This is a genomic window from Mesorhizobium sp. M0159, from assembly GCF_040322295.1.
GTDB lineage: Bacteria > Pseudomonadota > Alphaproteobacteria > Rhizobiales > Rhizobiaceae > Mesorhizobium.
In genome coordinates this window covers 52,529-72,002 of the sequence record NZ_JAMYTF010000030.1, presented here as the reverse complement: position 1 = coordinate 72,002, position 19,474 = coordinate 52,529, and the positions used below count along the sequence as shown (strand labels likewise).

The window sequence follows — 19,474 nt, the reverse complement described above, 5'->3', positions numbered from 1 at the left end:
CCCGAGAATTCAATTGGTATGAAAAAAATTTTCCTGTCGTTATATTTCGGCTGAGGCGCCGCCGGCCGCACTATCGCTGCGCTGGCCGCCATTGTGAACCCATTTGGCATAGCGGATGCGGGCGATCTTGTAGGCATCCAGGATCGACAGGGCATAGATCAGGAAGCCGCCGGCATGGCGTCCGACGAAGCTGGCGTCTGGCGGCGCGATCTTGGCGGTGACCCAGGCGAGGATCACCATGAAGAACAGGAATTGCAGGCCGCGCACCGGCACGCCGAGCACGACATGCCCGCTCGCCGGCAAGACAATCGCAGCGCCCAGAACCAGATAGGGGCTCGGTGGTGCGGGGGAGGTGGTGATCTGGCTGGTCATGCCGCTTGCCGTTCGCTTTGATTGATGGCATCGCGCAGCGCCGAAGCCGACGACAGCAGCCTCTCGATCAGCACCGGATCGAGCCTGACCGTGCCGAATTCGGCTTGCCGGAATACGCCGTAGCGCGCCCGCTCGGCCTCGGCCAGAAGCCAGACGATGCGCACGCCGTTCGGCGTGATCAACAATTCCTTGGCGCGCTCCTCAGCAAAGATATCGAGGTGGCCGGCGATGACGGTTTCGGGGAAGCGCACGCCCTTGCGGTCGCTCCGCAGCACCGCCTCGGCCGGAAATCCCGCCGCCTTCGGCAGCGTATGGTCGAGATGATCGAAATTGGAAAAGGTCGTCGGCGATCCCGGCCGCATCATCATATCGAAAGTGCCTGGTATCGCGACCTTTTCGGTGATCGAAACGCTCAGCCAGCGCGCCGGCACCTTCCTGATCGCCAGCGTGTCGACGATGGTCCGCACCTGCACCCGCCGGCCGTTCCACGAGCCGGCGAAGGTGACGACGCCGGCAGTGCCGTCCGAGACGTTGGCCGCGTCGGGGATGACGGCGCGGACGCCGGCTTCGTCGGCGGCAAGCCCGGTCGAAGCCTTGGTGCGGCTGGCCCGCGCAAGCCAGGCTATATGGAGGACGAGAGCCAGGGCAACCGCCCCGGCGAGTGACGCTGAGATCATTTCAGACATCTCATCATGCACAGGCGCGCCCCATTCTGGGGCAGGGCTCTTGTATAGGAAGTCCCCCTCATCCGGCCGCGGAGCCTGTCCTCGGGCTTGCCGGAGGCAAGACCCGTGGGCGGCCACCTTCTCCCCGTTGGGGAGAAGAGGCTGGCATCAACGCCGGCGATCTCCTCTCCCCTCGGGGAGAGGTCGGATTGCCCCGAATTGCCCTTCGCAATTCGGTTGGCAATCCGGGTGAGGGGGCACTTTCCCATATGCGATTGCGCTGCGTTTTGGGGTGAGCCTCCTTTACTCCTGTCAGTAGCCCTGCGGCTTCGGCCACGGCATGGTGAACTGGGCACCACGGCGCACGAATTTGTAGCGGTAGAAGTGGAACCACAGCGAGATCAGGAAGTAGAAAGCGACCATGGCGATCAGCTGCGAACCAAAGCCGAGGAAGATCGCAAAGAAAGTGACGACGCAAAGGCAGAACAAGACGATCGCCGGCAGCGGATGGAACGGATGGGTGTAGCCGCGGCGGATCGAGCCGAGCGGCCACTTTTTCCTGAACATGATGATGTTGATGCTCATGAAGGTGTATTGCAGCACGCCCGACAGGATCGAGAAGGTGATCGCCTGGTTGAGGTCGGCGATGAAGGCGAAGGCGAGCGCGATCGGCAGCAGAAACAGGATCGAGCGATAGGGCGTGCGGTATTTCGGATGCACCGCCGAGAACCAGGTCGGCAGATAGCGGTCGCGGCCGAGCGAAAACCAGGCGCGCGCGGCGTCGTTGATGCAGCCATTGGCGGAGGCGAGCGCGGCAAGCAGCGTCGCGATGAACAACAGGTTTTCCAGCAGCGCACTGCCGGTCAGTTTGCCTGCGTCCCACAGCGGATAGTAGGTGATGCCGAGATATTCCCAGGGCATCAGAGAGGCGCAGACATACCAGGTCATGGCGGCCGCGATCAGAAGCGTGATCATGCCGGCCATCGTGCCGTAGGGCAGCGAGCGCGCCGGCGAGCGCACTTCCTCGGCCGCCTGCGTGGTGCCCTCGATGCCGAGATAGTACCAGATGCCGAACTGGAAGGCGGCGATGACGCCGATCCAGCCATAGGGCAGGGCGTTGCCCGGGGTCACCAACTCGTTGAGCTTGAGCACGGCGCCTTGCGTCCACGGGCTGACCGAGAAGAACAGGATGACGATCGAGACATAGGCGATGGCGGTGATGACGAAGTTGACGTTGAGCGTCATCAGCACGCCGCGATAGTTCAGCCATGCCAGCACGACGATGGTCGCGGCGATGAAGGAATTGTGGTTGAGGCCCTCGACGCCAGCCTTGGCGACGATGGTGTCGCCGAGCAGGATCGCGTCCGACACTTCGAGCATGGTGTAGGCAAAGACCAGGAACAGCGCGACGTTGAAGGCCATCAGCGGCCCGACAATGTGCTTGGCCTGGGCATATTGGCCGCCGGCGGCGGCAACCGTCGAGGTAACTTCGGAATCGATCATCGCGACCGACGTGTAGAGCAGCCCGACGATCCAGCAGACGATCAGCGCCGCCAGCGCGCCGCCCTTGTCCGCCGCGAAATTCCAGCCGGTGAATTCGCCGACCAGAACGATGCCGACACCGAGCGCCCAGACATGGGCGGGGCCGAGCACCCTGAGCAGTGAAACCCTGTCGCCTTGCACTTGCACCGCTGGTTCAGCCGTGATCGTCATCGTTCAATCCCCCACTCAGATCCGGTGTTTTTCGGACACGGCTTCAAGTTCGCCTTCCCTGGACGAGGTCAGCATCTCTTCGGAATAGGTCGTGTCGATCTTGAACCAGTCGTAGAGCATCCACAGCGCGAGCACGATCGAGATGCCCCAGCATGCGTAAGAGAGTGCCACCCACATGACGATGCTTCCCTATCTATTTGTCGCCGAACTTTTCGTCGATGACGTCGCGGTATTCGCGGTCCGATGCGCGGAACAGAAAGATGAAATAGCCGATCAGCACCGCCGCCATGATGATCAGCGTCGGCCAGTCGATGATGTAGTGGAACCGGTTCTGGATGATGTCGTGCGCGGTTTCCGGCGTGTAGCCGAGCTTTTCCCAGATCGAGGCCATGGTCGGGTTTTGTCCGAGCGCTTCCCACGTCTTGGCGTCAAGCGCGTCGATGGATTTTGCCGCCCCTGCCAGCCCTAGTTTCAGCGGCAGCCACAGCGCGACGAAAATCGCGACCACGACGACGGCGATATCGAAAACCTGTCCGGCCTTGCTCTGTTCGGGCGGTGTATAGCGGGCCATGCGTCTCCCCTCAGGACTTGCGGTTGCGGTAGGCGTCGGCGTTCTTGATGTCGAGGCCGTAGATGAAGTCCTTGTCTTCCTTGTAGTGGTTGACCATCGCCAGGATCGCGGCCGTGTTGAAGATCAGCACGGCGGCGGCGGCGACCGCGACGACGAGCTTGATGCCGGCGTCGGGGACGTATGGCCATGTCATGAACAGGACAAAGAGGATCGTCGCCCACAGGCAGACGATCAGGAGCATGGATCCACGCACGTCGGAACGGTACAACGCTTCCACGCGCTGTTGCAGGTCGGACATCGGCTTTCCCCTTTTTCAACGCCGGTCCGGATTGGCCGGTCATTGCCCTCTTTCAAGAGAGTGAAATTTTTTTCATAAAATCCGGCCGAATTCTGGAATTGTCAAGACGATTTTACGCGACGTTAACCGTTTGTTTGGGCTCGTCGGATTTGCCTGACAATGAAATTATTTGCTTACGGGTATTGCAGGCTCCCTGCGTTTGCGGTCAATATTCAAGGCAACGCTCCCGCCTGTGTGCAGGGAGCAGGGGAAAGCAAAAAGGTTTCTTTCGAACGGAGGACAGCGGATGACGGCATCCTGGAGATTTTCGACGCTTGCGGACCGCCATCGCGCGCTCGGCTCGAAGCTCGAGGACTGGAGCGGCATGGGTACCGCCTGGACCTACGACAAGGACGCCGACGAAGAGTATATCGCCATCCGCACCAAGGCCGGCCTGATGGACGTGTCCGGCTTGAAGAAGGTCCACATCACCGGGCCGCACGCCTCGCACCTGATCGATCTGGCGACGACGCGCGACGTCGAAAAGATCTATCCCGGCAAGTCGGCCTATGCCTGCATGCTCAACGAGGCCGGCAAGTTCACCGACGACTGCATCCTCTACCGCACCGGCCCGAATTCCTGGATGGTCGTGCATGGCTCGGGCACCGGCCATGAAGAGCTGCAACGCGCTTCGGTCGGTCGTGACGTGTCGCTGCGCTTCGATGACAATCTGCACGACCTTTCGCTGCAGGGGCCGCTAGCCGTGGATTATCTTGCAAGGCATGTGCCCGGCATTCGCGACCTCAATTATTTCCACCACATGCAGACGCAGCTGTTCGGCTTTCCCGTGATGATCTCTCGCACCGGCTATACCGGCGAACGCGGCTACGAGATTTTCTGCCGTGGCCAGGACGCCGGAACGATCTGGGACAGGATCCTCGACGAGGGCAAGAGCGCCGGCATCATCCCGTGCCGCTTCACCACGCTCGACATGCTGCGCGTCGAGAGCTACCTGCTGTTTTACCCCTACGACAATTCGCAGAAATACCCGTTTGAGAACGAAGGCCCGGGCGACACGCTGTGGGAGCTTGGTCTCGACTTCACCGTCAGCCCCGGCAAGACGGGCTTTCGCGGCGCCGAGGAGCATTATCGCCTCAAGGGCAAGGAGCGCTTCAAGATCTTCGGCGTGCTGCTCGAAGGCAAGGAGCCGGCCGACGAGGGCGCACCGGTCTATCGCGACGGCAAAAAGGTCGGCGTGGTGACCTGCGCCATGTATTCGCCGCTGGTCAAAAAATCGATGGGCATTGCCCGGCTCGACGTCGACTGCGCGGTGCAGGGCACCAGGCTCGAGATCCGCAACAAGAGCGGCGGCATCAGCGCAACCGCCGAGCCGCTTCCTTTCGATGATCCCAAGAAGACCAAGCGCACGGCGAAAGGCTGAGGCATACTGCGGGTATGGCAGCGAAAAGCATCATCAGCCGCCCGGTCTATGGGACCCTGTCTCCGCAGCCCGGCAAGCGTCATCTTTTCATAGCGGATGCAGAGGGAGCGCTGGCGATTGCCGATCTGGCCGCCAAGGCACCGGCGGATTTCTTCGGCGGCGCCCACATCATCTTCATTCCCGGCCGCGACGGCAAATACGCCGATGCGCTCGAAGCACTGAAGCCGGCGCAGTTCTACCTCGGCCATTCCTTCGCCAGCGCCCTGCCGCGGCTGAAGCAGATGCTGGCCAACGCCCATATGGGCCTCAGGCTCTATCTCGCCGGCACCGAAGGGCTTATCGGCCGGGCCATGCAGGCGGCGCTCGAAGCCGGCATCGACCACACCTCGGTTCAGACCGAGCATCGCGGCTCGCTGGCGCGCCGCATGCAGTGCGTCCATTGCAAGGGCATCACCGAGAACGTGACGACGCAGCCGGCAACCTGTTCGCATTGCGGCCTCTTGCTTCTGGTGCGCGATCACTATTCGCGGCGCCTCGCCGCCTTCCAGGGCGTCTGCATCAACGCCGAGGACCGCAGCGAAATTCCTCCGATCGAGGAGGTCTTTCGATGAGCACCGGCACCACCAAGCTCGATGTCGTCGTCAGCGATGTCGTCCCCGGCAACGAGCTGGTGACGCGCTTTCATTTCCGCCGGAGCGACGGCGAGCTTTTGCCGACCTTTTCCGGCGGCGCCCATGTCGTCGTCGAGATGCGCGATGGCGAACGCACCAGGCTCAATCCCTATTCGCTGATGGGCTCGCCGCTCGACACCCGCGAATACACCATCTCGGTGCGCCGCGACGACGCCGGCCGCGGCGGCTCGCTGTTCATGCACAGGCAGGTCAGGCCGGGCACGGAGATGGTGGTCAGCTATCCCGTCAACCTGTTCTCGCTCGATCTGCGCGCCAGGAAGCATCTGATGCTGGCCGGCGGCATCGGCATCACCCCGTTCATGGCGCAGACCGCGCAACTGGCGGCGGAAGGCGGCAATTTCGAATTGCATTACACCTGCCGCACCGCCTCGCTCGGCACCTATGCCGACCTGCTGAGAGAGCGCTACGATCGCCGGGTCAGGCTCTATCACGACGACCGCGACGAGCGCGTCGATCTCGACCGGCTGCTGTCGTCGCAGCCGCTCGGCACGCATCTCTATGTCTGCGGTCCGTCCGGCATGATCGGCTGGGTGCGCGAGCGTGCCGCGGCGCTCGGCTGGCCTCGCGAGACCGTGCATTTCGAGCATTTCGCGGCCCCGCAGCCCGGCGCGCCCTTCGACGTGACGCTGGCGCTCAGCGGCAAGACCATCCGTGTCGACGAGCAGCAGAGCCTGCTCGAGGCGATCGAGGCGGCCGGGGTCGATCCGCCCTATCTCTGCCGCGGCGGCGTCTGCGGCCAGTGCGAGACCAACGTCATTTCGCATGACGGCAAATTCATCCACAACGACCACTGGCTGAGCGAGGAAGACCACCGTTCGGGCTGCAAGATCATGCCCTGCGTCTCGCGCTTCGAGGGCCGGTCGCTGGTGCTGGAAAGATAGGAGGCGAGCTTGGGCATCACCTTTCGCAAGGAAACGTTCCGCAACGACTTCACCTTCAGGAACAGCCCCGAGCACATCAGGCGGTTCCCGTTCCCGTTCCATGAAGACAGCTACATGTATGCCGTCAACATCGAGCCGCATGTCGTCGGGCCGAAGGGCAGCGTGCTGGAGAATTTGATCGACGTCGACGAGCACTATGTCGCCGAGATGCAGGACCGCGCTTTGGTGCTGGCCGAGGATCCGCTGCGCTGCCAGTCGCTGCCGCACATGACGCTGGCCGGCTGGGACCTGCTCGAGCTTTTGATGGAGCAGCAGGCTTCAGGCTATCCCGAGCATTTCACGCTGACGCGCGACGGCGACCGCTGGCGCTGGATCAACCGGCCGCTCGGCATCGACGACAGCTTCACCTTTGGCGACGTCTCGACGCTGCCCTATGGGCCGATGGAATACATCACCCGCCAGAGCCAGGGCGATTTCTGCATCCTCGACCAGCGCGACGGCAATCTGTGGATGGATGCCGGCATGGTCACCACCCAGGCCGACTGGTCGCTGGATTTCGACATCGGCATGAACTTCTTCGAATGGCACGCGCCGGTGCCGCTGGCGCATGAGAAGGGCATATTCGTCCGGGCGCTGAAGTTCCTCACCAACATCCAGCAGGGCAAGCCGGCGCGCCGGCTGAACTGGACGATGACCATCAATCCGCGCCTCGATACCAGCCCGGAAAACTACCACAAATGGGGTCCGGACCGCGCCACGGTGACGCCGAAAAATGTCGGCGACAAGGTCCATCTGCGCGTCGAGCTGCAGAGCTTCTGGCGGCTGCCGCGCTCGAATGCTATCGTCTTCCCGATCCGCTGCTACCTGATCAAGATGGACGAGCTGGTGACGCAGCCGAAATGGGCACGGCGCCTGCACCGCGTCATCCGCGACCTTCCCGACGAACTCGCCAACTACAAGGGCCTGACGCGTTACCGTGCGACATTGGTCGAGTGGCTGTCGAAGCTGGATGACGGGAGTGCGACGTCGCCGGGGTTTGGGCCGGATTGAGGTTCTGTTTGCGAGGTTCGCGCTGCCCGTCAAGCTGCCAATCTCCCCCCAAGAGGGGGAGATGCCCGGCAGGGCAGAGGGGGGCGCCGTAGAGCGCCGGCCTTGCCGTTATGTCAGCCCATCCCTTCGGCGAAGATCACGGTGCGCCAGCCTGACCAGCCACAATCACGATATGCTGACAGACATTGTTGATATCGCGGATAACGTCGTCATTCCAGAAGCGAAGGCTGGTCCAGCCCAGCGCTTCGAGCTTTGCGGTTCTTGCAGCATCCAATTCCGACGCTTCGGCCTGGGCATGCTGGGAACCATCAAGTTCGACGATCAGCTTTTTGTCCGGGCATGCAAAATCGACGATATAGCCGGCGATAGGCATCTGGCGTCGAAACCCCAGTCCCATCAGCCTGTGCGCCCTGATCTCGTTCCAGAGCTTCAGTTCGGCATCGGTCATCACCTTGCGCATCCTGCGCGCATTGCGGCGATTGTTGGCGGCTACTGGATTATGCGTCATCGCGGTTCGCCCCCCTCTGTCCTGCCGGACATCTCCCCCTCAAGGGGGGAGATTGGATTTCACTTCGGCTTTCGCCAATCGCCAACGCTGCAAAAGAGGCGTCGTCGGCGAAGCTGCCGATCTCCCCCCACGAGGTCCCGCGAGGGGGAGATCGAACTCTCACGCCGCGCTTTGCGGGTAGCAGATGATCGACAGATAGCGCATCGGCAGAACGCTCAGCACTTCCGGTCCGTGCGGCGCATCGGCGTCGAAGAACAGGCTGTCGCCCGGCTTCATCGGGTAGAGATTGCTGCCGTGCCGGTAAACCACTTCGCCTTCGAGCATGTAGAGGAATTCCATGCCTTCGTGCTGGAAGGTCGGGAACACGTCGGAATCCTCGGTCAGCGTGATCAGATAGGGTTCCACGACGACGCCGCTGGTGTTGGAGCCGATATGGCCGAGCAGATTGTACTGGTGGCCGGCGCGCGTGCCACGGCGCTCGACGTCGAGGCCTTCGCCGGCCTTGACGAAGACGGCGCTGCGCTCTTCCTCGAAGCGGCGGAAGAAGGCGGTGACGGGAACGCCGAGCGCCCGTGACAGCGCCTGCAACGTGGTCAGCGACGGCGAGGTGATGCCGTTCTCGATCTTCGACAGCATGCCAAGCGAAATGTCGGTGGCGGCAGCCAGATCGGCCACCGTAATGCCGAGCTTCTTGCGGAAGGCCCGCACCTCGCGGCCGATGGCGACCTCCAGGACCTTTTCGCGGGTGTCGCGAATGGCGTGCGGGTTCTGGGTGAGCGGCGCGCGTATCTTGCGCGGATCGATTGCAGCGACCGACGGCTTGGCTTTGGCGGCGACGACGACCGCAGCGGGCTTTAGACTGGATGCTTTTTTCGCCATGTTGCCACCTTGGACCTTGCCGATTCATTTCACTCACGGTGAACATATTCGGTGCCGATGCAGAAGCGCAACTGCCACGGCAAGCCACCCGTGTCGAATTGCGCAATGTCCGGATTTCGCCCGAGCTACTGCGTCGCTTGGAAATCCAGCTGGGCGAAACGCGGTTTCGCGACAAGCCCTGTTGACAGGATCGAAGGGGCAATTACTGTCCTGTCAGTGAAATTTGTTTCGTTAGGGAAATGAGATCGGGAGGCCCGCAATGAAAGATCGTGTTGCCCTCATCGGAGCCGGGCCGTCCGGCATGGCCCAGCTCAGGGCCTTCAAGTCGGCCGCCGACAAGGGCGCCGATATTCCCGAGATCGTCTGCTTCGAAAAGCAGTCCGACTGGGGCGGCCTGTGGAACTACACCTGGCGCACCGGCCTCGACGAGCACGGCGATCCGGTGCACGGCTCGATGTACCGCTATCTCTGGTCGAACGGGCCGAAGGAATGCCTCGAATTCGCCGACTACACCTTCGAGGAGCATTTCGGCCGGCCGATCGGCTCCTATCCGCCGCGCGCCGTGCTGTGGGACTACATCAAGGGCCGCGTCGAAAAATCCGGCGTGCGCCAATGGGTGCGCTTCAACAGCCCGGTGCGCATGGTCACCTTTTCCGAAACGACAAAAAAATTCACGGTCACCGCGCATGACCGCACCAGCGACGTCACCTACTCGGAAGAGTTCGACAATGTCGTCGTCGCCTCGGGCCATTTCTCCGTGCCCAACGTTCCCTATTTCGAGGGCTTTTCGACCTTCAACGGCCGTATCCTGCACAGCCACGATTTCCGCGACGCCATGGAATTCAAGGGCAAGGACATATTGATCATCGGCCGCTCCTATTCAGCCGAGGACATCGGCTCGCAATGCTACAAATACGGCGCCAGATCGATCACCTCCAGCTACCGCTCGAAGCCGATGGGCTTCAAATGGCCGGAGAACTGGAAGGAAGTGCCGCTTCTGCAGAGGGTCGTCGGCAAGACCGCGCATTTCAAGGACGGCAGCACCAAAGACGTCGACGCCATCATCCTGTGCACCGGCTACCTCCATTCCTTCCCGTTCCTCACCGAGGATTTGAAGCTGAAGACCGCCAACCGTATGTGGCCGGACGGGCTCTACGAGGGCGTCGTCTGGGAGAAAAACCCGAAGCTGTCCTATATCGGCATGCAGGACCAGTTCTACACCTTCAACATGTTCGACGCGCAGGCCTGGTTCGCCCGCGACGTGATCATGGGCCGCATCAAGCTGCCGTCGGCCGAAGCGATGGCCGAGCACGGCCGGAAATGGCGGGCACGCGAGGAAACACTGGAAGACGCCGAGCAGATGATCTGGTTCCAGGGCGACTACACCAGGGAGCTGATGGAGCAGACCGACTATCCCGGCTTCGATGTCGAGGCCGTCAATCAGACCTTCATGGAGTGGGAGCACCACAAGGTGCAAGACATTATGGGCTTCCGCGACCATGCCTATCGCTCGCTGATGACCGGCACGATGGCGCCGTTGCACCACACGCCCTGGCTGCAGGCGATGGACGATTCAATGGAGAGCTATCTCGAGGTGAAGGGCGTGGCGGCGGAGTAAGCAGTCCGAACGGCGATTGACTTGCCTCAGCTAACCTCCCGCGCCGGGTCGGCTGCCAGCGCCAGGGAATTTGCGACGTGCTCGAGGTGCTCCTCGCTCAAGATGCTGGTCGCGACGCGCACGGCGCTGGTCTTTCCGGTCGAAAACTTCGCCCCGGCATGGACCGCGATGCCGTGTGCGGCCAGCTGGACGTCGACCGAAAACATTATCCCGACAAGTGTTGTCGACGGGGGCCGATCGGCACTCCCGCCGCCAACAAGCCTCATGTGGTTTTCTCGCGGCCGGGCCGATTTAGGGTGCTCACGTATGTGTGAATCTTCGCGATATGGGCGAGCACCTCGGCCTTGCTTGGCCCGCGAGCTATGACAGCCCAGTCGGTTGAGGACGGGCGGGTATCCTTTCCAAATGAACGAGACATGGTCTGATCTCCTGTGGTTTCGGTTGCGAAGCGTTCTCGGCGCTTACGGGAGATCGCACCGCGCGAGGAAGCAAAGCGTTTGAAGGCCCGCCGTTTCGCTGATTGCGGATCTGGCGCTGTTCACGACTGGTTGACGCAAAAAAACCTCTCGTTTTCCCACTGTTGTTCCCACTGCACGTCAAACGCTGCCGGCCGAGGTTTAGCCGTCCGGGGCCATCCCGGTCGCGCAACATCCGAACCCAGGAGTGAATGACATGCAGGACGATACAATGGTCATGGAAAAGGCTTCCGTTAAGAAGGCGTCGCGAGAGCCGAGGAACGGCGTCAATACGCCCACCCTTCTGGCCACCATCAATGCCGTCGCGGGCCAGCCGGAGCTTGCCAAGTTCCAGTTCCGGGCCAAGAGCCACTGGATCACCGGCACGCACAGCCGCAGCACGATGGCCAACTTCTTCGGCGCCGGCGCCGAGCAGCCGCATGTGACGGCATACCAGGCCGACAGCGATCATCCGGCGGTCCTGTGCGGCGAAGACAACGGCCCGACGCCGGTCGAATACCTCCTCCACGCGCTTGCTTCCTGCCTCACCGCCGGCATCGCGAACATCGCGGCCGCGCGCGGCGTGACGCTGCATGAGGTGGAATCGACCGTCGAAGGCGACATCGACCTTCGCGGCATCCTCGGCATCTCTAACGAGGTCCGCAACGGCTACCAGGGCATCCGTATCTCCTTCAAGATCAAGGGCGATGCTTCGGCTGAGAAGCTCGAGGAAATCGTAATGCAGTCGCGCGCCCGTTCCGCGGTGTTCGACGTGCTGACCAACGGCGTGCCGGTCTCGGTTGCCGTGAAGGGCTGATCTCCAGTTCGGAAGAGCAATATCGCCGGCCTCGTCCCGTAAAAGGATGGCGCCGGCGATCTCGTACCCCTGCTTACAAGGCGCGAATTCCATGCGACGCACAGACGTGGCCGTTATCGGCGCCGGACAGGCGGGTTTAGCCATGAGCCGGTGCCTGTCCGAGCGCGGGGTCTACCACGTCGTGCTGGAGCGCGGCCGCATCGCGGAGCGCTGGCGCAGCGAACGGTGGGATTCGCTGCGCCTGCTGACGCCCAACTGGATGACACGCCTGCCCGGCGGCGGTTATCGCGGAGCCAATCCCGACGGCTTCATGACAATGGCCGAGACGGTGGGGTTCCTAGAGGATTACGCGTGCTCGATCACCGCACCGGTGGAGGACGGTGTGGAGGTGCTTTCGACCGAAAGGGTCGACGGAGGCTTCCGGCTGCTGACCGATCGCGGCCAATGGAGCGTGCGTGCGGTCGTGGTCGCGACCGGATACAGCGACCGGCCACGCATTCCGCCACTAGCAAAGCAGATCTCCTCCCGGATCAGGCAGGTCGTGCCGCGGGACTATCGCAATCCTCAGCACCTGCCCCAGGGTGGCGTTCTCGTGGCCGGGGCCTCGGCGACCGGCATACAACTTGCGGAGGAGATCAATCGCTCCGGACGCCCGGTGACCCTGTCGGTCGGCAGTCATACACGCCTACCGAGGCTTTACCGCGGGCACGACATCCTGTGGTGGCTCGACCGGCTGGGAACGCTTGCCAAGCCTGTCGCTGAAGTTCCGGATCTCACCGCGGCACGGCGGCAGCCCTCCCTGCAGCTGATAGGCACACCCGAGCGCAGGACGCTCGACCTTGCCGGTCTTCGGGAGCAAGGCATTCGTCTTGTCGGTCGAGCGGCTGCCGCCTGCGATGCACGCATTCGGTTCAACGGCGATCTCGCCGAAACGACCATGGCGGCGGAACGCAGGCTGAGGCGCGTGCTGGCCAATATAGACCGCGCGGCCGCCGGCGATGGCCTCTACTCGATCGATCCCGGTTCCATTCCGAGCCTGATCCTGAGCGCCGAGGCGACCGAAATCGACCTCATCGACCAGGGTATCCAGACGATCATATGGGCTACCGGCTATCGCCGGGAATACCCATGGCTGAAGCTGGATGTGTTCGACGCCCGGGGCGAAATCCTGAACGATGGCGGCGTCTGCGCGTATCCGGGACTCTACGTGCTCGGCCTCAATTTCATGCGCCATCGAAGCTCCAGCTTCCTCGACGGCGTCGGCCGCGATGCGGAGGCGCTGGCGGCTCACCTGGCAATGTTTCTCGACGTCTCCCGCCGAGCAGCGGCCTGACCGCCGAATACAACGCTAGCGCGGCAAAAATCGACGTTGCCTTCAACGATGAAGCTCACGGCGGACAACGACAAGGGCTCCACTGGCGCCGTAGTCAGCGCCCGCAACCATGGAGAAAATCAAAATGAGTGAAATGGTGAACCCATCCCTGTGCCTCACCAGAACGCGAGGTTTGCGCTGGGCTGGCGGAACAATGTTGGCCGCAGTCTGGCGTTTCATTCGTATCCAACGGGACCGTAGACAGCTTTATGAGTTGCCGGACTACATCTTGCGCGACATCGGCATCACCCGCTTCGAGATCAACTGGATCACTTCGTTTGCCGGGCGTGATCCCAGCCGCCGCACGCGTTTTTTGAGGGCGGAGGAGGGCGGGGCTCGATGATTGCCGCATCGACGTCCCACGTCTCGCATAGGGCGTGCCAGGCACCGCTTGTCATCGCCCTGCACTGCTCAGGCGGCAGCGGACGGCAATGGCGCAGCCTGGCGGAGCGGCTCGATGACAGCTACCGGCTCATCGCACCCGAACTGATCGGGGCGCCGGGCGGCGGCACCTGGACTGGTGCCGGCGCTTTCCATCTGACCGACGAAGCCGCCGGTATCCTGGAGATGATCGACCACCATGACGGGCCTGTGCATCTTGTTGGCCATTCCTATGGTGGTGGATTGGCCCTGCATATAGCAGCGGTGCGTCCAGACCGGCCGGCCAGCCTCTCGCTTTATGAGCCGTCTGCCTTTCACCTGCTGCGCGAGCTGGACTGTGAGGGCCACGAGGCGCTCGGCGAAGTCTTGGCGATCGCAGGCACCGTCCATGACGGCCTGATCAACGGCAGTTACCTGACCGCGACAGCTCATTTCATCGACTACTGGGGTGGGGCCGGCATCTTCGCCGCGATGAAGCCGGAACTTCAGGCCGCACTCGTGCGGTTTCTGCCGAAGGCCAGCCTGGACTTCCACGCATTGATCCATGAATCGACGCCAGCAAGCGAATATGCCCGATTTGGCTTTCCGGTCTTGGTATTGCGCGGCGAATTTGCACCAGCTCCGACGCGGCTCATCGCCCGCGAACTCGTTTCCCGCGTTCCGGCCGCAATCGGGGCGATTGTTCCTGGCGCCGGACATATGGGACCGCTGACCCACGCAGACGTGGTGGCGGATCGTTTGGTCCGGCAGATATCGTTCCATGACACCGCGGGGTCGCGAGCTGCGTGACCGCGGCTTGCTTGCCCTACAGGCAGCGCAAACCTTCGAAGCAGATCCCTGGATGCGGAGGGATCAAGCCGTAACCGCCATGCGAACGCGATCGGGCAGGACACTTCCGGCCGGCTCTTCCGTGCCGGAGAAATCCTCCCGCATCTGCATTTCTCTGTAGAGCTTGGCCGCTTCCGCGAGAGTGGCATCCACGCCAGCGATTTTGCCGCGCCGCTTCGCGAGCCCGAGAGCTAGCAAGGAGCGGGCAAGCTCTGGCCGTAGCTCAACGCGCCTGGCAAGGCTGCAGGCCTGTTCGAGCCAACTAATGGCCGATCTGGAAGATTTCAGCTCCGCAAGGCCGCGCAGTACGATGATCTCGCTCCACGGGTCGCCGCGTCCCCGCGCAAGCTCGAGCGCATGGCCGAGATTGGCCGCAGCTTCCGGCTCATACAGGCGCGCACGCACGCATGCGAGCACCGCGCGCGCGTGACATTCGAACTGGGCAAGATCGAGCCGCTCAGCCTCGGTCACCGCCATTTCCAAGGTGGCGCCCGCGTCGTGGTTGCGGCCGAGCAGGAATTCCGCATGCCCGAGCACGGTCAACAGCCATGGCCGGAGTAGGATAGATGCGCTGGTAGCGGCTTCGGAGGACCACAATTGCAGCGCCTCGACAAGCGCCGGCTCGGGCCCGCGCAGGACGCCCACCACACCGGTGAAATAGGCGGCCGCGCAGCTATCGATCGGGCGCGCCACTTCGGCGGCGACCTTCTGCAGTTCGGCAAGCGAACGTTCCGCATCATCGAACCGGCCAAGCCGCGCTTCCGCCTGCGCGCGGTGCCCAAGGTACCAAACCGCACGCGCACCGAGCTGTCCGAAACGCTCCAGACGCCAAGCTTTGGTGAACCTCTCCTCATGCGGAACAAGCCGCTCCAGCACCTGCCGCGCCTCGCTGCGGATCAGAAGCGCCTGTGAGGCGGCCAGGTCCGACTCGCTTATGCAGCGCTGCACGCCATTTGCCGTCGCGCCGCGCTTGAGTGTGTTGGCCGGTTCCAGCGCCTCCTCGTAGTGGCCGTGGGAGCTGTTGAGATAGCTCAAGTGGAGCAACACGTCGGAGATGAGTTGCGGATCGCCCAGTTCCATGGCCAGTTCGCGCGCTTCCAATAGCTGCGGCAGCGCCTTCCGATAGGCACCCAGGGCGCCGTAGGCGGGCCGCATCCGCACCCGCAGGTTGATCGCCTGGGCGAGGGTTTTCGGATTTCGGGGCAGCGCGGCGACTGCTTTGCGGGCGTTTTCGAGGAACTGGACCGCGGCGGAATAGGCCGAGCGTTCCTCAGCCCGACCCGCCGCTTGCAGCAGATAATCCGCGGCCGGTTCCCATGCCTCGGCAAGAAGCGCGTGTTCGGCCAGTTCCTCGATGTGGTGGTTCAGCGATCCGGCATAGAGTCTGTCCATCGCAACCAATGCAGCCCGATGCAGCCTTTTTCGGTCCTCCCCCAGCAGGGATTCGTAGGTCACCTTGAGCGTCAACGCGTGCTTGAACGTATACTCCACGTGAGGATAGCTCTGGACCTCGAACAGGAATTCCAAACTCTGCAGTTTGGCCAGGCATACCCCCAGCTCCGCATCCGAGAGCGGCGAGAGTGCCCTCAGCAGGGGATACGGAACATTCTTACCGATAACCGAAGCGAGTTGGAGTGCCTGCCTTTCCGAGTCACCCAGCTGCTGGATACGTGCGGCGATGAGCGATTGAACCGTCGACGGGATGGTGATGGAATCCACTGGCCTCTTGAGCTCGTAGCGGCCGGACTGGCCGGCAAGTGCACCGTCCGCAACCAGTCCGCGCACCATTTCTTCCAGGAATAGCGGCGTGCCCTCGGCCCGCTCGGCAAGCGATTGCCGCAGTTCCCCCAAGCTGGGATCGGATCCCAGCAATTCGGTGAGGAACTGCTCCATTTCGTCCCGCGCGAACCGCTCCAGCCTTATCTGCTGGAAATAGCCGCGGCGGTTCCATTCGTGCCGGTACTGCGGCCTGTAGGTGGCGAGCAGCATGATACGGTTGGCGCCCATGACCTCGACCAGCCTGTTCATTACGGCCTCGCTCTCGGCATCGATCCAGTGCAGATCCTCGATAAGCACGGCTACGGGCGCGGCCCGGCTCAAGGCAACGAGAAATGCGCTCATCGCCTCGGATACCCGTGAGGTCCGCTCCCGCGCATCGAGATGCCACCAGCAAGAATCGTCGACCGGCAGGTCCGCGAGGAAGGAAAGCGGCGCCGTATGACTTGGATCCAGGTCCAGTTCAGCCCGTTTGAAGGCAAACAGACGCTGGGCTTCCGCCAAGCCGTCTTCGCCACGAATGCCACAAGCCGAGAGCAGCAGCTTCTTTACAGCACCCAGAGTAACTGATGAATCAAACTCCAGACCGCCACATTCAAGCACAGTAAAACCGGCCACCTCGTCGAGGGAAAGAAATTCATGGGCAAGCCTCGACTTGCCCATGCCGGCGTCGGCGACGATCCCGGCGACCTGGCCGTGGCCCTCCCTGACCCGGCGCCAGGTTGCAAGAAGGATTTTCAGCTCGAGCTCGCGCGCCACCAGTCCGGTGAGGCCGCGGTTGGCCCTTAGGTGCCAGCGCGACAAAGCGTGATTTTCGCCCAACAGCTCGTAAATGCGTTCCTCGTGGCCAAGTTGCGGATGCTCCGAATGCGCTAAGCGGTGCATCTGCACATAGCCGCCGGCGGCTGCGCGCGCCCGGCCTGTCGCGGCGATCGTCGCACGGTGCAAGGCACGCATCAGCCGGTTGGCCGCACGCGGCGCGGCTCCGGCCAGTTCAACCTTGCTGGCTTTGGTCGTCCATTGCTGCCGTACGATCACCTCGCCGGTGTCTATTCCGGCCCTCAACTGGATCCCGCCCTGGGAAAGCTCCTCCACTGCCAGCTTGGCCGCAAGCGCGGCGCGGCATGCAAGATAAGCGTGATCCTCGGTGGCGCGAGCGAGGCCGAATGCTGCGGTGATTGTCCCGTCAGCAGCCGACGTGACGACGCCGCCATGGCTCTCCACGACGTCTATCACCCGATCCTCGACGGGCTGGAATTCGCGGATCGCCACTTCCGGATCCTCCGTTTCGAGGAGATGCATGGGACTGACCACTTCCGCGGCCAGCACTGTTATGTATTGCCGAGAGCGGTTGATTCCCAAGGACGCCGGAGGGCCTGCCAGTTGCTGCGTCTGTTCGGGGTCGGCAAGGAAACGACGCGTTTCGTCGACGAAGGTCGCGAATGCCGGTTCGTGGCCAAGCAGCACGTGGTTGACGCTGTCTAGCGCAACGAAACGCGCGCCGGGGATTTTCCCAGCCATCGCCTGGCCATGATCGAACGGAATGACCGCGTCCCCCGTAGCATGCATCACCAGGGTCGGGACGCGGACCCGCGGTAACAGCTCGTCAACGTCAATGACGGCGCCTTCCTCGAAGATGCGATGGGCAATCTCCGGCGAGACGGTATTGCGTTGCAACTCGTTATACCAATTCCTCTGTTCCGGCGTTGCTTCCGGAATGAAGAGGGAGGTGAACATTTGCCGGAACACCGGGTCGTCTTGGCCCCAGCCTTCCTGAATCAGCGCTCCCATCGCTTCGCGGCGCGCTATTTCGCGCTGATTGCCCCGTTTGCGCCAACCTTTGGTGAATCCGCCATACAGCACCATCCCCGCCACACGCTCTGGATGCCGGACGGCATAGGCTATCGAAACGGCGCACCCCTGGGAAATGCCAAGCAGGGAAACGCGGCGCAGACCAGCCGCATCGATGATGCTCTCCAGGTCGGCAACCATGGCCTCGAAGGACAGGTCGGCGGGATACCGGTCCGACAGGCCGTTGCCGCGCTGGTCGTAACGTATCAGCTGGTAGTGCGCGGAGAGGCCCTCGATCCAATGCTTCCACACCGGACTGTCCCATTCGAGCTCGAGATGGGACATCCAGTGGGCGGCCCTTACCAAAGGGGGGCCTTGACCACTCAAGGAATAGGCCAAGCGCGCGCCGTCGGGCGTCGTGCACCGGCGAATCTCCTGCGCAAGGATTCGCTCCGGCGGAGAGGCAAGCTGTATCTCCGACGCAGGCAAAACACGCGTCGGAGGGACGTTCTCATCGGCGGGAGCGACCCCGATGTCGCTACTCGAAGCGCGGCTCTGGACCATGGCGGATTGCCGTGCTGCCTCGCTCAGCCGGCGGATGTCCGCTCGAAGAGCCTCGTCCCCAGGCTCCAACCCGTCCAGGACATGCGCGTACGGAAGTGCCCGCGCCGGCTCAAGCCGGTCGACGAGCACCCGAAGGATGCGCAGATGCGTCACGTGCAGTTCGTCGGCGGTCGCAATGCGCCAGGCTTCGAATTCCGGACAGCGCGGCAGTGAAAGATCATCCAGGAAACGGCCGCGGAACGCTCCGGCGAGGGCCTCCAGTTTCTCCGGTCCGAGAGCCTCTATGTCACGACCGCCGAGGCCCCGGAGCGGCGCGATGTCCAGCACGACTTCGCTGGTGTTCAGGCGAACTGCGTTGCGGTCGGCTTGCAGGATCTCGCCGTTCCCGATGTCGACGACCTGTCGGATCTTCGAGAGACTCCAGCGCAGGGCGCCGCGAGGATCGTCCGGTACCTCCCAGAACATCTCGCAAAGGCGCTCGCGCCGCTGCGGGCGCTCTACGAGCGCAAGATAGGCCAGTAGCGCCCGCGTCTTTTTCGAAGGCGGCAAGGAAACGACCTCGCCAAGGCGAAGGACGGTCAGATCTCCGAGAACGCGAATTTCGAGCGACACTTTGCCAATCCCAGTCGCTGCTAAATTAGCCATGGATTGTATCAAGTCCGTGCCGCTGCCGAAAGCGTTCGTTTCCGGAAGCGTGAGGTTTCCGCCTGCGCTCTGATTTGCCTTCGCTTTGTGGGAAGGCCGACACGGACAAGTCCACATGAATGCCGAGCCGGAACGGGATCACGCCCGTTCCGGCTCGCTTTGATGGTGGCGACGGCAC

Annotated in this window: 19 protein-coding genes; 9 read left to right on the top strand and 10 right to left on the bottom strand. The window is 62.7% G+C overall.

Annotation, left to right across the window (positions count from 1 at the left end; genetic code table 11):
• Window positions 1-39 precede the first annotated feature (39 nt).
• From NKJ32_RS24565 to NKJ32_RS24540, 6 genes are all read right to left on the bottom strand, one after another.
• Window positions 40-372: a hypothetical protein gene (locus NKJ32_RS24565; RefSeq protein WP_023673987.1), complete on the bottom strand. Its 333-nt coding sequence runs from the start codon at window positions 370-372 to the stop codon at window positions 40-42.
• The gene (locus NKJ32_RS24560) at window positions 369-1,058 is read right to left on the bottom strand and encodes a hypothetical protein (protein WP_352829113.1); all 690 of its coding nucleotides are present in this window, start codon (window positions 1,056-1,058) and stop codon (window positions 369-371) included. Before NKJ32_RS24560 ends, NKJ32_RS24565 begins: the two co-directional genes overlap by 4 nt.
• 291 nt (window positions 1,059-1,349) lie before the next feature.
• A complete protein-coding gene (locus NKJ32_RS24555) occupies window positions 1,350-2,750 on the bottom strand; it encodes an APC family permease (RefSeq protein ID WP_292653875.1) in 1,401 nt (466 codons plus the stop codon).
• Between the two features lie 15 nt (window positions 2,751-2,765).
• Window positions 2,766-2,927: a hypothetical protein gene (locus NKJ32_RS24550; protein ID WP_023673991.1), complete on the bottom strand. Its 162-nt coding sequence runs from the start codon at window positions 2,925-2,927 to the stop codon at window positions 2,766-2,768.
• A gap of 16 nt (window positions 2,928-2,943) precedes the next feature.
• Window positions 2,944-3,321, bottom strand: coding sequence for a hypothetical protein (locus tag NKJ32_RS24545; RefSeq protein ID WP_023673992.1), 378 nt, complete (start codon window positions 3,319-3,321; stop codon window positions 2,944-2,946).
• A gap of 10 nt (window positions 3,322-3,331) precedes the next feature.
• Window positions 3,332-3,619, bottom strand: coding sequence for a hypothetical protein (locus NKJ32_RS24540; protein WP_023673993.1), 288 nt, complete (start codon window positions 3,617-3,619; stop codon window positions 3,332-3,334).
• Between the two features lie 286 nt (window positions 3,620-3,905).
• Between NKJ32_RS24540 and NKJ32_RS24535 the strand changes: the two genes are divergently transcribed.
• The 4 genes from NKJ32_RS24535 to NKJ32_RS24520 are packed head-to-tail and all read left to right on the top strand — an operon-like array spanning window position 3,906 to window position 7,662.
• On the top strand, window positions 3,906-5,039 hold the full coding sequence (locus tag NKJ32_RS24535) for an aminomethyl transferase family protein (protein ID WP_352782063.1): 1,134 nt from the start codon (window positions 3,906-3,908) through the stop codon (window positions 5,037-5,039).
• 14 nt (window positions 5,040-5,053) lie between these two features.
• Window positions 5,054-5,650, top strand: a complete 597-nt coding sequence (locus NKJ32_RS24530) for a dimethylamine monooxygenase subunit DmmA family protein (RefSeq protein WP_352782061.1) — start codon at window positions 5,054-5,056, stop codon at window positions 5,648-5,650.
• Window positions 5,647-6,612 carry a PDR/VanB family oxidoreductase gene (locus tag NKJ32_RS24525; RefSeq protein WP_352829110.1) on the top strand — a complete coding sequence of 322 codons (966 nt, stop codon included), beginning with the start codon at window positions 5,647-5,649 and terminating at the stop codon, window positions 6,610-6,612. Before NKJ32_RS24530 ends, NKJ32_RS24525 begins: the two co-directional genes overlap by 4 nt.
• Window positions 6,613-6,621: 9 nt before the next feature.
• Window positions 6,622-7,662 carry a heme-dependent oxidative N-demethylase family protein gene (locus tag NKJ32_RS24520; RefSeq protein ID WP_352782057.1) on the top strand — a complete coding sequence of 347 codons (1,041 nt, stop codon included), beginning with the start codon at window positions 6,622-6,624 and terminating at the stop codon, window positions 7,660-7,662.
• A gap of 136 nt (window positions 7,663-7,798) precedes the next feature.
• On the opposite strand, the gene NKJ32_RS24515 is transcribed toward NKJ32_RS24520, so the two are convergent.
• Together NKJ32_RS24515 and NKJ32_RS24510 are read right to left on the bottom strand one after the other, a co-directional pair.
• Window positions 7,799-8,170: an endonuclease domain-containing protein gene (locus NKJ32_RS24515; RefSeq protein WP_352782055.1), complete on the bottom strand. Its 372-nt coding sequence runs from the start codon at window positions 8,168-8,170 to the stop codon at window positions 7,799-7,801.
• Between the two features lie 159 nt (window positions 8,171-8,329).
• Complete coding sequence (locus tag NKJ32_RS24510; protein WP_352782053.1) at window positions 8,330-9,049, bottom strand: helix-turn-helix domain-containing protein; 720 nt, start codon at window positions 9,047-9,049, stop codon at window positions 8,330-8,332.
• A gap of 259 nt (window positions 9,050-9,308) precedes the next feature.
• Here NKJ32_RS24510 and NKJ32_RS24505 point away from each other — a divergent pair, with 259 nt between their 5' ends.
• Complete coding sequence (locus tag NKJ32_RS24505; RefSeq protein ID WP_352829108.1) at window positions 9,309-10,667, top strand: trimethylamine monooxygenase; 1,359 nt, start codon at window positions 9,309-9,311, stop codon at window positions 10,665-10,667.
• A gap of 26 nt (window positions 10,668-10,693) precedes the next feature.
• On the opposite strand, the gene NKJ32_RS24500 is transcribed toward NKJ32_RS24505, so the two are convergent.
• A complete protein-coding gene (locus NKJ32_RS24500) occupies window positions 10,694-10,873 on the bottom strand; it encodes a hypothetical protein (protein WP_352782049.1) in 180 nt (59 codons plus the stop codon).
• A 466-nt stretch (window positions 10,874-11,339) separates the two neighbouring features.
• Here NKJ32_RS24500 and NKJ32_RS24495 point away from each other — a divergent pair, with 466 nt between their 5' ends.
• From NKJ32_RS24495 to NKJ32_RS24480, 4 genes are all read left to right on the top strand, one after another.
• On the top strand, window positions 11,340-11,939 hold the full coding sequence (locus NKJ32_RS24495) for an OsmC family protein (protein WP_352782047.1): 600 nt from the start codon (window positions 11,340-11,342) through the stop codon (window positions 11,937-11,939).
• A 106-nt stretch (window positions 11,940-12,045) separates the two neighbouring features.
• Complete coding sequence (locus tag NKJ32_RS24490) at window positions 12,046-13,272, top strand: NAD(P)-binding domain-containing protein (protein WP_352829106.1); 1,227 nt, start codon at window positions 12,046-12,048, stop codon at window positions 13,270-13,272.
• Between the two features lie 124 nt (window positions 13,273-13,396).
• Entirely contained in the window at window positions 13,397-13,654 is a 258-nt protein-coding gene (locus NKJ32_RS24485) for a YjiS-like domain-containing protein (RefSeq protein WP_198023510.1), read from the top strand.
• A complete protein-coding gene (locus NKJ32_RS24480) occupies window positions 13,651-14,481 on the top strand; it encodes an alpha/beta fold hydrolase (protein WP_352829104.1) in 831 nt (276 codons plus the stop codon). The genes NKJ32_RS24485 and NKJ32_RS24480 overlap by 4 nt, the downstream gene beginning before the upstream one ends.
• Before the next feature lie 63 nt (window positions 14,482-14,544).
• Here NKJ32_RS24480 and NKJ32_RS24475 read toward each other — a convergent pair whose 3' ends face one another.
• On the bottom strand, window positions 14,545-19,200 hold the full coding sequence (locus NKJ32_RS24475; RefSeq protein ID WP_352829103.1) for an alpha/beta fold hydrolase: 4,656 nt from the start codon (window positions 19,198-19,200) through the stop codon (window positions 14,545-14,547).
• Window positions 19,201-19,474 lie beyond the last annotated feature (274 nt).

What these genes read in the sequence shown, in the direction of transcription:
- NKJ32_RS24565 (WP_023673987.1), bottom strand. Translation starts at nt 372, where the DNA reads ATGACCAGCCAGATCACCACCTCCCCCGCACCACCGAGCCCCTATCTG.
- NKJ32_RS24560 (WP_352829113.1), bottom strand. Translation starts at nt 1,058, where the DNA reads ATGTCTGAAATGATCTCAGCGTCACTCGCCGGGGCGGTTGCCCTGGCT.
- NKJ32_RS24555 (WP_292653875.1), bottom strand. Translation starts at nt 2,750, where the DNA reads ATGACGATCACGGCTGAACCAGCGGTGCAAGTGCAAGGCGACAGGGTT.
- NKJ32_RS24550 (WP_023673991.1), bottom strand. Translation starts at nt 2,927, where the DNA reads ATGTGGGTGGCACTCTCTTACGCATGCTGGGGCATCTCGATCGTGCTC.
- NKJ32_RS24545 (WP_023673992.1), bottom strand. Translation starts at nt 3,321, where the DNA reads ATGGCCCGCTATACACCGCCCGAACAGAGCAAGGCCGGACAGGTTTTC.
- NKJ32_RS24540 (WP_023673993.1), bottom strand. Translation starts at nt 3,619, where the DNA reads ATGTCCGACCTGCAACAGCGCGTGGAAGCGTTGTACCGTTCCGACGTG.
- NKJ32_RS24535 (WP_352782063.1), top strand. Translation starts at nt 3,906, where the DNA reads ATGACGGCATCCTGGAGATTTTCGACGCTTGCGGACCGCCATCGCGCG.
- NKJ32_RS24530 (WP_352782061.1), top strand. Translation starts at nt 5,054, where the DNA reads ATGGCAGCGAAAAGCATCATCAGCCGCCCGGTCTATGGGACCCTGTCT.
- NKJ32_RS24525 (WP_352829110.1), top strand. Translation starts at nt 5,647, where the DNA reads ATGAGCACCGGCACCACCAAGCTCGATGTCGTCGTCAGCGATGTCGTC.
- NKJ32_RS24515 (WP_352782055.1), bottom strand. Translation starts at nt 8,170, where the DNA reads ATGACGCATAATCCAGTAGCCGCCAACAATCGCCGCAATGCGCGCAGG.
- NKJ32_RS24510 (WP_352782053.1), bottom strand. Translation starts at nt 9,049, where the DNA reads ATGGCGAAAAAAGCATCCAGTCTAAAGCCCGCTGCGGTCGTCGTCGCC.
- NKJ32_RS24505 (WP_352829108.1), top strand. Translation starts at nt 9,309, where the DNA reads ATGAAAGATCGTGTTGCCCTCATCGGAGCCGGGCCGTCCGGCATGGCC.
- NKJ32_RS24500 (WP_352782049.1), bottom strand. Translation starts at nt 10,873, where the DNA reads ATGTTTTCGGTCGACGTCCAGCTGGCCGCACACGGCATCGCGGTCCAT.
- NKJ32_RS24495 (WP_352782047.1), top strand. Translation starts at nt 11,340, where the DNA reads ATGCAGGACGATACAATGGTCATGGAAAAGGCTTCCGTTAAGAAGGCG.
- NKJ32_RS24485 (WP_198023510.1), top strand. Translation starts at nt 13,397, where the DNA reads ATGAGTGAAATGGTGAACCCATCCCTGTGCCTCACCAGAACGCGAGGT.
- NKJ32_RS24480 (WP_352829104.1), top strand. Translation starts at nt 13,651, where the DNA reads ATGATTGCCGCATCGACGTCCCACGTCTCGCATAGGGCGTGCCAGGCA.